General features: G+C 53.6%; 13 protein-coding genes. All 13 read left to right on the top strand.

Annotated elements, in window-relative coordinates:
• Positions 1 to 282: 282 nt before the first annotated feature.
• On the top strand, positions 283 to 1,185 hold the full coding sequence (gene panB / locus KZ483_RS18585; RefSeq protein WP_220349062.1) for a 3-methyl-2-oxobutanoate hydroxymethyltransferase: 903 nt from the start codon (positions 283 to 285) through the stop codon (positions 1,183 to 1,185).
• Positions 1,182 to 2,150 (top strand): pantoate--beta-alanine ligase, encoded by a 969-nt coding sequence (gene panC, locus KZ483_RS18580; protein ID WP_220349060.1) that lies wholly within the window; start codon positions 1,182 to 1,184, stop codon positions 2,148 to 2,150. Before panB ends, panC begins: the two co-directional genes overlap by 4 nt.
• Positions 2,065 to 2,448: an aspartate 1-decarboxylase gene (panD, locus tag KZ483_RS18575; protein ID WP_220349059.1), complete on the top strand. Its 384-nt coding sequence runs from the start codon at positions 2,065 to 2,067 to the stop codon at positions 2,446 to 2,448. Before panC ends, panD begins: the two co-directional genes overlap by 86 nt.
• 126 nt (positions 2,449 to 2,574) lie before the next feature.
• Positions 2,575 to 3,312, top strand: a complete 738-nt coding sequence (locus KZ483_RS18570; RefSeq protein ID WP_220349057.1) for a tetratricopeptide repeat protein — start codon at positions 2,575 to 2,577, stop codon at positions 3,310 to 3,312.
• A gap of 27 nt (positions 3,313 to 3,339) precedes the next feature.
• Positions 3,340 to 6,243, top strand: a complete 2,904-nt coding sequence (dinG, locus tag KZ483_RS18565) for an ATP-dependent DNA helicase DinG (RefSeq protein ID WP_220349055.1) — start codon at positions 3,340 to 3,342, stop codon at positions 6,241 to 6,243.
• A complete protein-coding gene (locus KZ483_RS18560; RefSeq protein ID WP_220349054.1) occupies positions 6,240 to 6,890 on the top strand; it encodes a redox-sensing transcriptional repressor Rex in 651 nt (216 codons plus the stop codon). Before dinG ends, KZ483_RS18560 begins: the two co-directional genes overlap by 4 nt.
• Positions 6,871 to 8,172, top strand: coding sequence for an amidohydrolase (locus KZ483_RS18555; RefSeq protein WP_220349052.1), 1,302 nt, complete (start codon positions 6,871 to 6,873; stop codon positions 8,170 to 8,172). Before KZ483_RS18560 ends, KZ483_RS18555 begins: the two co-directional genes overlap by 20 nt.
• A gap of 32 nt (positions 8,173 to 8,204) precedes the next feature.
• Entirely contained in the window at positions 8,205 to 8,690 is a 486-nt protein-coding gene (locus KZ483_RS18550; RefSeq protein ID WP_220349050.1) for a cell wall elongation regulator TseB-like domain-containing protein, read from the top strand.
• A gap of 164 nt (positions 8,691 to 8,854) precedes the next feature.
• Complete coding sequence (locus KZ483_RS18545; RefSeq protein WP_220349049.1) at positions 8,855 to 9,391, top strand: DUF4307 domain-containing protein; 537 nt, start codon at positions 8,855 to 8,857, stop codon at positions 9,389 to 9,391.
• Positions 9,384 to 10,910, top strand: coding sequence for an AAA family ATPase (locus KZ483_RS18540; protein WP_220349047.1), 1,527 nt, complete (start codon positions 9,384 to 9,386; stop codon positions 10,908 to 10,910). Before KZ483_RS18545 ends, KZ483_RS18540 begins: the two co-directional genes overlap by 8 nt.
• Before the next feature lie 102 nt (positions 10,911 to 11,012).
• Positions 11,013 to 11,900, top strand: a complete 888-nt coding sequence (locus KZ483_RS18535) for a 3-hydroxyacyl-CoA dehydrogenase family protein (RefSeq protein WP_397376215.1) — start codon at positions 11,013 to 11,015, stop codon at positions 11,898 to 11,900.
• Positions 11,897 to 13,096, top strand: coding sequence for an acetate/propionate family kinase (locus KZ483_RS18530; RefSeq protein ID WP_220349044.1), 1,200 nt, complete (start codon positions 11,897 to 11,899; stop codon positions 13,094 to 13,096). The genes KZ483_RS18535 and KZ483_RS18530 overlap by 4 nt, the downstream gene beginning before the upstream one ends.
• 27 nt (positions 13,097 to 13,123) lie before the next feature.
• Entirely contained in the window at positions 13,124 to 14,419 is a 1,296-nt protein-coding gene (gene asnS, locus KZ483_RS18525) for an asparagine--tRNA ligase (RefSeq protein ID WP_220349042.1), read from the top strand.
• The last annotated feature ends 66 nt before the right edge of the window (positions 14,420 to 14,485 follow it).

The raw sequence follows: 14,485 nt of genomic DNA, 5'->3' as shown, positions 1-14,485 counted from the left end.
GCGGCAATTATTTGCTATACTCGAATCATTCAGCAAGATTTGTCATCCGGGGCGGTATCGCGACAGGAACCGCACCTACGGGTACAAAGCATAACCGGTTAAATGATATCTTTTGCATGGCAGTGCGTACTCTGCTCTGAGCCGTTAGGGACCGAGACAGAAGGAAGCTCGCGAAAGTTAGCTGGACGTTCCTTTGTGGATTGGACCTTTTTAGCGGCTGGCTGAAAGGTTTTTTTGGTGTTTCTTCGGATCAATTTGGGTCCATACAAGGAGGACGAAGCAATGAAACAACCGTTGACTATTACGAAGCTGAAGAAGATGAAGCAAAGCGGCGAGCCGATTTCGGTGCTGACCGCCTATGATTATCCATCCGCCAAGCTGGCCGAGGAAGCGGGTATCGATGTAATACTTGTCGGGGACTCGCTCGGCAATGTCGTGCTTGGTTATGATACGACGATTCCGGTGACATTGAATGACATGGTATATCACTCAAGAGCCGTTGCAAGAGGCGCGGCAAATACGTTTATTGTCACTGATCTGCCGTTTATGACATACAGGCTGGGACAAGAAACAACGCTGCGCAACGCTGCGCGGCTGCTTCAGGAAGGATATGCCCACGCCGTTAAACTGGAAGGCGGCGCTGAAATTGCGGGTGAAGTCGCGGCCTGCGTGCGGGCCGGCATTCCAGTGATGGGCCATATCGGGCTGACCCCCCAGTCCGTGCATCAGCTCGGGGGTTATAAGGTACAGGGGAAGCTGGAGCAGGAAGCCAAGAAGCTGATCGAGGACGCTAAGGCGCTCGAAGAAGCGGGGGCGTTTGCCATCGTGCTGGAGCTGGTTACTGAGCCGCTGGCCGAAGCCATTTCATCGCAGCTGTCGATTCCAACTATCGGCATCGGCGCAGGGCGCGGATGCGACGGCCAGGTGCTGGTCTATCATGATATATTGCAGTATGCTTCGCCTTATCGCGAGAAACGGTTTGTGAAAACTTACGCAGATATCGGCACTACTGTAAGAACGGCCATCGGCGCTTATGTATCGGACGTCAAGTCACGGGCGTTTCCGCAGGAGGAGCATGCTTTTCCGATGGAGCAGGAAGTAATAAGGCAGCTGTACGGCGGCAATTCTGCAGAGGAAGGCCGCAATTCTCCTTTGGAGAGCGAAAAGGAGGCCGGGTTCCAATGATTGTTTGTACGACAATTCGCGAGCTCAAGGAGCATTTGGCCAAGCGCCGCCTGCAAGCGCCGGAAGAACTTGTCGGCATCGTCCCGACGATGGGCTTTCTGCATGAAGGGCATGCTAGTCTTATGCGGCGGGCGAGGACCGAGTGCGGGTATACCGTATTAACGGTATTCGTTAATCCGCTTCAGTTCGGACCCGGTGAAGATTTTGACAGATATCCGAGGGATGAGCAGCGGGATATTGCTTTGGCCGAAGCAAATGGTATTGACTTGGTGTTTATGCCGTCCGCTGCGGAGATGTATCCGGTCAAGCCGCTGACCAAAGTTCTCGTGAGCGATGTGACGGACCGTTTATGCGGAGCGTCAAGGCCCGGTCATTTCGATGGAGTCGGTACGGTCGTCAGCAAGCTCTTCCATCTTGTGCAGCCGGACCGTGCGTATTTCGGCATGAAGGACGCTCAGCAGATCGCCGTTATACAGCGGATGGTGAACGATTTGAATTTCCCGGTGGAGATTGTGCCGTGCGATACGGTGCGTGAAGCTGATGGGCTTGCGATGAGCTCGCGCAATGTATATCTGAACGAAGAGGAACGCCGCCAGGCTGTTGTGCTTTCAAGGACGCTGTCAGAGGCTAAAAGCTGGATCCGGCAGCCCGGCATCAAGTCCGGGGAATTGTCTGACCTCGTCAGAAAAGCCATTGGGCGGGCGCCGCTTGCGGAGATCGACTACGCAGAGCTTCTGAAGTACCCGGATTTAACCGAGCCGGAGCCGGATACCGATTTATCCCGCTATCCGGATACGCTGATTTTGGCGCTAGCCGTCAAATTCGGCCGCACAAGGCTTATTGATAACCGTTTAATGGAAGGGTACGGAGGTGAAAGTCATGTTCAGAACGATGATGAAATCGAAGATTCATCGGGCAACCGTTACGGAAGCGAACTTGAATTATGTGGGCAGTATAACGATTGATGAGGAGCTAATGGAGCTTGCCGATATTTGGGCCAATGAAAAAGTCCAGATTGTAAACAATAACAACGGCGCCAGGCTGGAAACCTATGTCATTCCCGGTCCGCGCGGATCCGGGGTCATCTGTTTGAACGGGGCTGCCGCTCGGCTGGTGCAGCCTGGAGATAATGTCATTATTATTGCCTACGGCATGATGTCCGAGGAGGAAGCGCGGGCCTACAAGCCGAAAGTTATTATAATGGATGCTGCCAATCGTCCCGTTCAAACGCTGTCCGAAGAAATACATGCCACCATTTTGTAGCGGACCCATCCGGCTTTTGTCGTGCCATCCCTGTATAACCTCTGGCATGGAGTATGAAAACAGATGCCGGGGCAAAGAATGAGCATAACAATTCACGATCATCAAAGTGAAGGTGGGATGCAGGCGATGTTTAAGCATGTATTCGGGGCAATGCACGAAGTGCTTGACGAAATCATTTTACATTATCCGCATGCCAGCGCCGATCAAACAAAACAGTACGATGAGCAGCTCGCCGTTCTGAGGCAGTTTAGCGAAACCTTTATTGAGCAATGGCTGCAGTTTGAGGAGAAAATGGCCGATTTCCGCGATCTGCAGAGCGGCCAGCTTGCGCAGCAGCATTCGGCAGCGTCTTATGAGTCGGGGACACACGTTCATAAACCGGTGAGTGAGGGCACTCAGCCCAAGCCGATTCATGCGTGCGCCGCTCAAGCGGCAGCCGAGTCCGCGCTTGACGCAGAAGCTCTGCGCGAGCAGTCCATGATGAAGGGACAGGGTTACTTCAAGCTGTTCATGTTCCGCGAAGCTGCCGATCATTTCCAGGAGGCCGTGCATCAATCGCCTGATGATAACTGCGCAAGATTGTTTTTGGCAATGACGTTCATGCATCTGCAGGAATGGCATGAGGCGCAGCGCCATTTTCAGCTGCTTGTGGAAGTGACGGACCATCCAAAGTGGCGGGCTCTTGGCCTTAATGCCCTGGGCTGCATACAGGCTGTCCGAATGAATTTGGAGCAGGCCGAGCGTTATTTCGAAAAAGCGCACGAAGCCGACCCTGATTTTGCCGATCCGCTTTCCAATATCAAGTCGTGCCAGCAGCAAAATGCAGGCCACTTATCCTTATATTTCGGAAGCGGGCAGCTTTAGTTTTTTTGTGAGAGGATCGAAAGCCGGATGAATTATGCGGTACTGGATTTAGAGACGACCGGACATGGCGCCGGGGATGAAATGATACAGGTTGGACTTGTGGTTCTTGATGAAGCTATGCAGATCGTCAGGACATATAATACGTTCGTAAAGCCGTCGATACCGATACCGCCTTTTATAACGCAATTAACCGGCATTGACGAGTCGATGCTCGAAGATGCGCCGCCTGTTGAGGATGTGCTGCTGGAGCTTATACCTCTTCTCAGCGATGCCGTTCTGGTGGCGCACAATGTCGGTTTTGACGCGGGGTTCTTAAGCTCGGCGCTTGATCGCTGCGGTTACATGCCCTTTGCCGGACGAAGGCTGGATACGATCGATTTGCTCAGAGTGCTGTATCCTACACTTACAACGTATCAGCTCGGAGCGGTAACGGAGCTGTTCGGCATCGACCATGATCAGCATCACCGTGCCGACAGCGATGCAATGGCTACCGCCGAGCTGTTTATCGAGTGCTATAAGAAGTTGGAGCAGCTGCCGCTTCTTACTCTGCAGCGTCTGACCGATCTCTTAAGCGACGAACTGGACGATTTGGCTTGGTTTATCGGACGAATGGTTATTCATAAGGAGTCCGTCACCTCGATTGATTCTAATGCATTTACTTACTTCCGGCAGTTCGCGATGAAAGCCGGCGAGTGGACGGAGGAACAGCCGCCGCGAAGCGAGGCCGGGGAAGCAGAATCGGTAACCGATTGGTCGTTCGATGACTTTCTGACGCATATTAAACATGGCATACGCCTCACGAATCCGGGTCATGAAGAGCGTGAGCCTCAAAACATGATGTTTCAGGAAGTGATCGATGCCTTCGAGAACGACCGCCATTTACTGATTGAAGCAGGAACAGGGACAGGCAAATCGCTCGGATATCTTGTTCCAGCGCTCTATTATGGTGTCCAGCACAACAAGAAGATAGTCGTCAGTACGCATACGATTAACCTGCAGGAGCAGCTCCGTCACCGGGATTTGCCCCTTCTGCACTCCGTACTCCCCTATCCGTTTAAGGCGGCCGTGTTCAAAGGACGCGGCAACTATTTATGCTTGCGCAAATATGAAGGCAAAATTCTTTCACGAGATTTCGGCTCGCCTGTGGAAGACCGGATCACGGCAGCACAAATGGTCGTATGGCTGAGTGAGACGGAGCATGGTGATCAGGAGGAGCTGAACTTCGGCAATAAAGGCGCCGATTTTTGGGGGACGGTCGCGAGCGACGCGGATTCCTGCCTGAATCGGAGCTGTCCGTGGTTCAAACGCTGCTTCTACCATAGGGCCAAGCAGGAGACGAACTTGGCGGATGTGGTTATAACGAATCATTCCATGCTATTCACCGATATACGCGCCGATCACCGCCTGCTTCCAGGTTACGACCATCTTATCGTGGATGAGGCCCACCATCTGGAAGAAGTCGCGGGCAAGCATCTTGGCACGCAATTATCCTATTATACTGTACAGCAGCCTGTAGGCAGACTGTGTAAAGACGCCCGTAACGGCCAACTCGTGCAATTAAAGTACAGGCTCGGAAATGAGGATATGGAGCGCACGGCCAAGTGGCGGGAGCAGATTGACGAAGTAGTTCCGGTATTCGGCGATCTGAGGGACGAATGGGACAGGCTCTTCGAGCTGTTGTTCGCATTTGCCGGAAGCGGCGGCGACCGCGGAAGCGCCGGCGCCGGCACCTCCCAGGATGCGCCCGGGGAATCGAATCAGCTTGTTCTTCGTCTGCGCAGCGGCAGGCTGCCGGGCAAATGGCCGGAAGCCCAGGCGGTCGAGGAGGTCGTGAACGGCTACCTGAGCCAGATCATCCGGCCGCTCGACAAGCTGTTTGCCGAAATCAGGGATGAACTGGACGATACGGGAATTGCCGCGCTTGTGACCGATTTAAGCGGCACGGTAAAGGATTTGGCCCGGGCCAGAGACGAACTCCGTCAATTTATGAAAGCGGACAAACCGGAGATGGTCTATTGGCTTGAAGCGAATAATAATATACGGGCAAAATCGATACATCTCTACGCGGTTCCGGCGGACGTAAGCCAGCAGCTGCGCACCTATTTTTTTGAAACGAAGAAGAGTGTAGTCCTTACTTCCGCTACGCTGTCGGTACAGAAATCGTTCCAATACGCCTGCGAGCAGCTGGGCTTGGAGCAGGATGAACAGACGGGAAGGCTGAAGACGGTGCAGCTGCCTTCGCCGTTTAATTACCGCGAACAGGCGCTCGTTGTGATACCGCGTAATTTTCCGGTGCTCAAGGGTGCCGCCGGCGACCCGCTGTTCAATGAGATGCTCGTGAAGTCCCTGGCCGAAGCGGCGATTGAGACGAAAGGCCGAATGCTTGTCTTGTTCACCTCCTATCGCATGCTGCGGCAGGTCTACGATCCGCTGAAAGAAGCGTTAGAGCCGAGCAATATTCAGCTGCTCGGTCAAGGCATCGACAGCGGCAACCGCAGCAAGCTGACGCGGCGGTTTCAGCAGCAGGCGGCGTCTGTTCTGCTCGGGACGAGCAGCTTCTGGGAGGGGGTCGATATTCCGGGCGATGCTCTGACTTGTCTTGCAATCGTGCGGCTGCCCTTTCAGCCGCCAAACCACCCGCTGGTGGAGGCGAAATCCGAGCTGCTGCAGGAGCAAAAGCAAAATCCGTTTATGAAGCTGTCCATTCCCCAGGCGGTCATCCGCTTCAAGCAGGGCTTCGGCCGGCTTGTACGCACGACCAGCGACCGCGGGATCGTTCTCATTTATGATACGCGCGTTATCGATACGTACTATGGAAAATATTTTCTATATTCGCTGCCCGGACCTAAAATTGAGCATATGCATTTGGAGCAGATCGTTCCAAGGATCAGGGATTGGTTATCGCCAGCTCAAGGGGGAATGGAAAATTGAAAAAAATATCCGAAGCGGTCGTACGCAGACTCCCCGTCTATTTGCAGGTGCTTAATGACTTGCATAAACGGGATGTTCAAACGGTTTCCTCGCAGGAGCTTGGCAACAAGCTGAATCTGAATCCGGCGCAAATACGTAAGGACCTTGCCTATTTCGGAGAGTTCGGGCGCAAGGGCATAGGTTACGACGTGACCTATCTGATCGAGAAAATCAGGCAAATTCTCAAGCTTGACCAGCCTCTTAATGTCGGCCTCGTGGGCGCCGGAAATCTGGGGCGGGCGCTTTGCAATTACAACACCTATTTGAAGGATAATATGAAAATTACGGCTGTATTCGACTCTCACAGATCGATAGTGGGTACGTCGATCAACGGCTTGACTATACTGCCGATGGATCAGCTGAAGGATGTCGTGATAAAGCGGAATATTCGGGTGGGCATTATTACCGTTCCCGCTTTCGAGGCTCAAAGTGTGGCGGACCGTTTTGTATCAGCCGGCGTTGAAGGGATATTGAATTTCGCACCGACGATATTGCGTGTGCCGGACCATGTCCGGATTCATTATGCGGATTTCACAACGGAGCTGCTAAGCTTAGCCTATTATTTGGATAAAGAAGGGGACGACGAGGATGAACCGGCTGTGGATTGAGAACGGCACATTTGTAACAATGGATGAGAAGCGCCCCGTGTTGAAAGGGCATATGGTCGTTCAGAACGACCGAATTTTGTATCTCGGTGAAGAGCCGCCGAACCCGCTTCCACAAGGCGCACAGCGCATAGACGGCCGGGGATTTCTCTACATGCCGGGCCTTATTAATACGCATGGCCATGCGGCAATGTCGCTGCTGCGCGGCTATTCTGACGACCAAACGCTGCAGGTGTGGCTGGAGAAGAAGATGTGGCCGATGGAAGCGAAATATGTCGATCAGGATACCCGCTACGGTACTTCGCTTGCCGTTATCGAAATGCTGAAATCCGGGACTACGACATTCGTCGATATGTATGACCGGATGAATATCGTCGCCCAGGTGGTGGAGGAGTCGGGAATGAGGGGCGTCCTTACCCGAGGCGTCATCGGTTTATGCCCGGTGGACGTGCAAAACGCCAAGCTCGAGGAAGCGAAGCAGTTTGTACGGGATTGGAATGGTAAAGCCGAAGGCCGAATTGCCGCCATGCTCTCGCCGCACGCTCCTTACACCTGCCCGCCCGATTATATCGAACGCGTTGTTGATGCAGCCCATGAACTGGATGTGCCTCTGCATACCCATATGTCCGAAACGGCTGCCGAAGTGCAGCAGAATGTGGACGATTACGGCTGTCGTCCGGTGGAGCACCTGGATAAGCTGGGGTTCTTCTCCCGGCCGTCGTTCGTAGCCCATGCCGTTCATCTTACGGACGAGGAAATCTCACTGCTCGCCGAGCGGGGGGCGGCGGTTTCGCACAATCCTGCCAGCAACCTGAAGCTGGCAAGCGGCGTCGCCCGCGTGCCGGAGCTGCTTAAAGCCGGCGTAACGGTATCGCTCGGTACCGACAGCGCAGCAAGCAACAACAACCTTGATTTGTTCGATGAAATCCGGTTGGCGGCGTTGATCCACAAGGGTGTATCGGGTAATCCGACCGTCGTGCCTGCCTGGGAAGCACTGAAGATGGGAACCGTATACGGCGCGCGTACCGTCTGGCAGAATGATCGGATCGGAATGCTGCAGGAAGGGATGAAAGCGGATTTTATTGCCGTCGACACCGAACAGCCTCATTTCTATCCGCAAACCGATTTTGTTTCACATCTCGTATATTCGGGGTCGGGCCGCGACGTAAAGCACGTCTGGATCGACGGTCGGCAGGTGGTTCATAACGGCAGCTGCCTGTTGATGGACGAGGAGAAAATCCGGGCGGAAGCGCAGCGGTGTTATGAAAGGCTGTTGAATACTTGATGCGAGCGGGCCGCCGAAAACAACCAGCCTTCATGACGGCTGCAAAATGGACGACGCTTGCCGTCTTCTGCGTAATTCTGGCACTTATCGGCCTAAATGCATTCTACCGTTCCGTTGAATCTCCTCTGTGGCAGGAAGAGCGTACGGCGGAAGCTCAGGCGCTGGCGACCGGACTGCTGAAGAAAGCGGCAGACTCTCACAAATTCGTATGGGATGAAACGGTATGGATTGTAGAAGGAACCGATACGGACGGAGACGATGCTTACGTATGGCTGAACAAAGGAGGGCCCGTCAAGATTAAAGCGAAGGACGGACTCACCAAGGTCGAGATGAAGAATCATTTCTTGAAATCGAAGCCGGATGCCAAGCTGCGCCATATGGAAATCGGTATGGTGGGCGGCGAACCGGTATGGGAAATTTTTTATTCGCGCAAGCAATCTTCCGGGGTACTCAATTATTACGATTTTTACAGATTTCAAGATGGGGCGTTTATCGTCACGTATAAACTCCCCTCCTGAAAATTTCGTTTTATCGGCTTACACGATAAGCGCGCCTGAGAATGGCGCCTCGTGTTGCCTTTTATTACACGTCCCTTCTGGCTTGATTTCGTGATATACTTTCGTATAGCGGATGTTGGTAGACGAAAGTGTAGCAACAATTTTTTCGAAGGGAGATTTTCGCCATGCAAATACGGTGGTTACCGGTTGTCATTACCGCAGTTCTGTCTGCAATCATACTTGTCGGCGGATGGTATATTTATAGAAATGTCGCCACAGTGAAGCCGCTCGAACAAATTGCCGCGACAGTGCCGGGAGTTAAAGAAGCGAAGCCGGTTATCAGTCGCGATACGGTAACAATTGAGCTTAAACTCGATAAGAATGCTGACGTCAGAGACGTTTATGATACGATTGCCCGTGAAGGAGGATCTATCATCGGGAGCCGGGAGCTAAAGCTTCAGATTGATGAGAGTCCTGATCAAAAACGGCTAAACGACGTATGGTCCTCGGTGCTCTTCGATGTTGCGCAGGCGATGGATCACCGTAACTACTCGGATATTCCGGCCGCAATGAAACGGGTCGAACAGCAGTTTAAAGGCGTGCAAGCATCATCCGAAATGGATGACGTGAACGTATACATTACACTGGTTGACGGCGATTCCGCCAAGCATATCGTCCTGCCGCGCAAACCGGAGCAGTTGGGGGTATGGCCTAATGCGTAATTATGCGAAAGAAATGGCGATCGGTTTTATTCCGGTCCTGATCTTGTTTTTGCAAATATTTGTTGGTATTAATATGATTCCGGTTCTGCTTTTCGCCGGGTTGATCGGCGGGGCGCTATATCTCGTCCGGTCGCGCGGTAATCTCGCCGCTGTAGGCGGAGAGCGGAAAGGCAAGCCGAGACCGCCGGCCCCCCTGTCCTTTGACGAGATCGGGGGTCAGGAACGGGCAAAGCAGGAACTGATCGAGGCGCTCGACTTTCTTGTTCATGAAGAGCGGATTACGAAGTTCGGCATCCGGCCGTTGAAGGGTATTTTGCTGGCGGGTCCTCCCGGAACGGGCAAGACGCTTCTGGCCAAGGCGGCGGCACATTATACGGATTCGGTGTATGTCGCCGCATCCGGCTCGGAGTTCGTCGAAATGTATGTCGGCGTAGGCGCAAGCCGTATCCGCGATTTGTTCAGGGAAGCGCGCCAGAAGGCTGCGAAAGCGGACAAAAAAAGCGCGGTTGTGTTTATCGATGAGATCGATGTCATCGGCGGCAAACGCGATGGCGGCCAGCATAAAGAGTATGACCAGACGCTGAACCAGCTTCTTACGGAAATGGACGGCATTCATACCTCGGAGAAGCCCCGTATTTTACTTATAGGGGCTACCAACCGCAAGGAAATATTGGACAGCGCGCTGCTTCGTCCAGGCCGGTTCGACCGTCATATTACAGTTGATCTTCCCGACAAGAAGGGCCGCGATCATATTTTGCGAATTCATGCGCGCAACAAGCCGCTTCAAGAGGAAGTCAATCTTGAGAAAATCGCCGAGGAATCGTTTGGGTTTTCCGGCGCGCAGCTTGAGAGCGTTATGAACGAGTCGGCTATTTACGCTATGCGTGAAGAAAGCGAATCGATTTCGCAGCGTCATCTTTCGATGGCTATCGATAAGGTGATGATGGGAGAGAGGACTGACCGCGAAGCAACCAAGGAAGAGCGGGAGCGGGTTGCGCTTCACGAGCTGGGTCATGCGATCATGGCTGAGCTTGTACGTCCAGGCAGCGTCTCGCAGGTGGCATTGCTGCCGCGCGGACAGGCGCTCGGTTATGTGCGCCACAATCCCCAGCAGGACCGCTACTTGTATACGCGGCGGTTTCTTGAGGAGCAAATTATGGTAGCGCTTGGCGGGGCCGCCGCCGAAGAGCTGTTCTACGGCGACCGCAGCACAGGCTCACGGGGAGACTTCGACCAGGCTATGAGCATTGTCCGTTCGATGGTCGAGTCGGGATTGACCGAGCTTGGGATCACCGACAGCTCGATGATGACTCCAGACAAGTGGGCGATCGTTAACAGCTCCATACTCGACGAGTTAATGAGCCGCGTCAAGGTGATGCTCAGTGAGCAGAAGGAAGTGTTCCTGCGTTCGCTGGAGGTGCTGAAGACGGAAGAGACGCTCAGCGGCGACCGATTCCGCAGCTTGCTCGGCATCGATGTTACCGCAGGCGATCCCGACGGCGAGTCGAAGCCGGCTTAATCGTTACAATTTGAAGGCGAACCATACCGTTCGCCTTCTTTTTTTGTGTAAAAAGGTTATAATGAGAAGAATGGAATCAGCTCCGGTTTTCCGCAGCATATGATGGAGGGCAACAAATTGACGGTACGTAAAGTAGGCGTAATCGGCGCCGGAACAATGGGTCAGGGCATTGCTGAAATGCTGGCCTTCAACGGGCTTGAAGTATATATGATAGAACAATCCGGCGACAAATTGTCGAATGCGATGAATATGATAGAACAAAGTCTGGACCGGCAAATCGAAAAATGGGCGATGACGCAAGCGGAGAAAAAACTGGTAATGAACCGGCTCCATCCGATCGAGCGCTTATCCGGTTTGTCGGAGTGCGAGCTTGTCATAGAGACAATTACCGAGGATTTGGACAGCAAGCGGGTCGTATTCGATCAGCTCGACCGCCTGTGCGGGCCGAAGGTCATCCTGGCGAGCAACACCTCGACGCTGAGCTTGACCGAGCTGGCAGGCGTAACCGCTTATCCGGAACGCGTAATCGGCATGCATTTCGTTTACCCGGTCATGAAGACCGATCTTGTGGAGATCGTCCGTGGTCTGAAGACCTCAGACGATACATTCGCGCGAACAAAGCATTTTGTCGAAGAAATCATTCGCAAGAAGGGCGTCATGGTATTCGAATCGCCGGGCTTTGTCACGACACGGCTTATATGCTTATTTATCAACGAAGCGCTGCACGTGCTTGAGGAAGGAGTAGCTTCTGCGGAAGACATCGACAGCGCGATGCGAATCGGTTATTCGTTCCAGCACGGTCCGTTCGAAATGGCCGACCGTTTCGGACTGGATTCGGTGCTCGCCGCTCTGGAGCGTATGTTCCGGGAGTATGGGGAGCTCAAATACCGCCCTTCGATCGTGCTCAAGAAAATGGTGCGCGCAGGGCATCTGGGCGTAAAGAGCGGCACCGGTTTCTTTCATTACGATAAGGATGGGGACCGCCAATGATAATACTTGTGATGAACGCCGGCAGCTCCTCGTTGAAATATCAGCTGTACGACATGTCGAACGAATCGGTGCTGGCCCAGGGACGGGTGGAGAGGATCGGCATGGACTCCTCAATCGTTACTCATGAGCCTGGCGGAAAGCCGGAGGTCCGGCAGGTGAGCGAAATTCTCGATCATAACGGCGCTGTTAGGAACGTGATTGAGCTACTCACTCATGCCGATCATGGCGTGCTTCGTTCAATGAAAGAGATTAAAGCGGTCGGGCACCGTGTCGTGCACGGCGGAGAAAGCTTCAAGCATTCGACGCTTGTGACTCCCGAAGTGAAGACTGAAATCCGCAGGCTGTTTGATCTGGCCCCGCTCCACAACCCTCCGGCTATGATGGGGATATCGGCGGTAGAGATGAACATGCCGGACGTTCCGCAAGCCGTTGTGTTCGATACGGCATTCCACCAGTCGATGCCTAAGGAAACGTTCTTGTATCCGATACCGATGGTGCTGTACCGCCGTCACAAAATCCGCCGCTACGGGTTTCACGGCACTTCGCACGACTATGTGAGCCGGCAGGCGGCAGAGAAGCTCGGCAAGCCGCTCGAGTCGCTCAAGATGGTTACCTGTCACATCGGGAACGGCGCCAGCTGTACGGCGATATTGAACGGCCGTTCTTACGATACGAGCATGGGTCTCACGCCATTGGAGGGTCTTATGATGGGAACGCGCAGCGGCGATCTCGACCCGGCGATCGTACCGTTCACCATGAACAAGGAAGAGCTGACGCTGAGCGAGGTCAATTCGATGCTCAACAAACACAGCGGCCTGCAGGCGATCAGCGGAATCAGCAGCGACATGCGTGAAATAACTGAAGCGATGGCGGAAGGCGACAAACAGGCAAAGCTGGCCTTCGATATGTATACGTACAGGCTCCGCAAATATATCGGCGCTTACGCGGCGGGAATGAACGGAATCGATACGCTCATCTTCACGGCGGGTGTGGGTGAGAACTCCGCAGCGGTGCGGCAGGCAGTTTGCGAGAATCTGACGTTCATGGGCATCGAGCTGGACGAAGCGCGCAATGCGGAGCGGTCCAAGGAAGCGAGATTTATCTCGACCGATGGCTCCCGCGTAAGCGTGCTTGTGGTACCGACGAACGAAGAGCTCCTTATTGCGCGGGACACCTATCAATTAGTGAAAGAATAATTTTTCATCCGAAAGGGCGGATCGGACATGAGAACATTAACGACAATCGCAGAGCTTCCAGGCTTCGCAGGTCAATCGGTATGGATTGGCTGCTGGCTGAACGGGAAACGTTCAAGCGGTAAAATCCAGTTTCTGCAGCTTCGCGACGGAACAGGCTACATTCAAGGCGTCGTGGTGAAAAGCGAGGTGCCGGAGGCTGATTGGGAAGCGGCTCAGCAGCTTACTCAGGAAAGCTCGCTATATGTTCGCGGAACGGTTCGGGAAGAACCGCGAAGTCCTTCGGGGTATGAGCTGACCGTCCACGAGGTGGAAATCATCCAGCTGACGCAGGATTATCCGATTACACCCAAAGAGCATGGAGTCGACTTTCTGATGGACCGGCGCCATCTATGGCTTCGTTCGCCCAAGCAGCGCGCGATTCTCGTTATACGCGCGGAGATTATCAAGGCTATACAGCAGTTCTTCGACGACCGGGGATTTACGCTGGTGGATCCGCCGGTTCTTACGCCTTCCTCATGCGAGGGGACGACTAATTTGTTCCATACCAAATATTTCGATGAAGATGCGTATTTGACGCAAAGCGGCCAGCTGTATATGGAAGCGGCGGCGATGGCCCTCGGTAAGGTGTATTCGTTCGGCCCGACTTTCCGGGCCGAGAAGTCGAAGACGCGCCGTCATCTGATTGAATTCTGGATGATAGAACCGGAGATGGCTTTTGTCGACCATGAGCAGAATTTGCGCGTCCAGGAGCAGTTTATATCCTATGTGGTACAAACCGTCCTCTCACGGTGCCGTAAGGAGCTGGAAACAATCGGCCGCGATGTAAGCAAGCTGGAAACCATTCAGGCTCCGTTCCCTCGTATCACCTATGACGAGGCGATCGCAATGCTGAACGGGCAGGATTTCGAGGTTCCCTGGGGCGAAGATTTCGGCGCACCGCACGAGACGGCGATTGCGGCAAAATTTGACCGTCCGGTATTTATTACGCATTACCCGGCAGCCATCAAAGCATTCTATATGAAGCCTGATCCCAATCGGCCTGAGGTCGTGCTTTGTGCGGACATGATTGCGCCGGAAGGATATGGGGAAATCATCGGCGGATCACAGAGGATCGACGATCCGGAACTGCTCGCCGAGCGGTTCTCCGAGCATGAGCTTTCTGTGGAAGCATATCAATGGTATTTGGACTTACGCAAGTATGGAACGGTGCCTCATTCCGGGTTTGGACTAGGTCTGGAGCGTACTGTTGCATGGATATGCGGACTCGACCACGTCAGGGAAACAATTCCGTTCCCGCGGATGCTGTACCGTCTCTATCCTTAAGCGGTAATAAAATATTAGTCTGGCGGGTCTTCCATTGGAGGATACAGGCTCGCAGCGCCAGGAGGG

The sequence above is a fragment of the Paenibacillus sp. sptzw28 genome (assembly GCF_019550795.1).
Lineage (GTDB): Bacteria > Bacillota > Bacilli > Paenibacillales > Paenibacillaceae > Paenibacillus_Z.
Note: the sequence above shows the minus strand (reverse complement) of the source record. Positions and strands in the feature narration are given on the sequence as shown.

What these genes read in the sequence shown, in the direction of transcription:
- panB (WP_220349062.1), top strand. Translation starts at nt 283, where the DNA reads ATGAAACAACCGTTGACTATTACGAAGCTGAAGAAGATGAAGCAAAGC.
- panC (WP_220349060.1), top strand. Translation starts at nt 1,182, where the DNA reads ATGATTGTTTGTACGACAATTCGCGAGCTCAAGGAGCATTTGGCCAAG.
- panD (WP_220349059.1), top strand. Translation starts at nt 2,065, where the DNA reads ATGTTCAGAACGATGATGAAATCGAAGATTCATCGGGCAACCGTTACG.
- KZ483_RS18570 (WP_220349057.1), top strand. Translation starts at nt 2,575, where the DNA reads ATGTTTAAGCATGTATTCGGGGCAATGCACGAAGTGCTTGACGAAATC.
- dinG (WP_220349055.1), top strand. Translation starts at nt 3,340, where the DNA reads ATGAATTATGCGGTACTGGATTTAGAGACGACCGGACATGGCGCCGGG.
- KZ483_RS18555 (WP_220349052.1), top strand. Translation starts at nt 6,871, where the DNA reads ATGAACCGGCTGTGGATTGAGAACGGCACATTTGTAACAATGGATGAG.
- KZ483_RS18550 (WP_220349050.1), top strand. Translation starts at nt 8,205, where the DNA reads ATGACGGCTGCAAAATGGACGACGCTTGCCGTCTTCTGCGTAATTCTG.
- KZ483_RS18545 (WP_220349049.1), top strand. Translation starts at nt 8,855, where the DNA reads ATGCAAATACGGTGGTTACCGGTTGTCATTACCGCAGTTCTGTCTGCA.
- KZ483_RS18540 (WP_220349047.1), top strand. Translation starts at nt 9,384, where the DNA reads ATGCGTAATTATGCGAAAGAAATGGCGATCGGTTTTATTCCGGTCCTG.
- KZ483_RS18535 (WP_397376215.1), top strand. Translation starts at nt 11,013, where the DNA reads ATGGAGGGCAACAAATTGACGGTACGTAAAGTAGGCGTAATCGGCGCC.
- KZ483_RS18530 (WP_220349044.1), top strand. Translation starts at nt 11,897, where the DNA reads ATGATAATACTTGTGATGAACGCCGGCAGCTCCTCGTTGAAATATCAG.
- asnS (WP_220349042.1), top strand. Translation starts at nt 13,124, where the DNA reads ATGAGAACATTAACGACAATCGCAGAGCTTCCAGGCTTCGCAGGTCAA.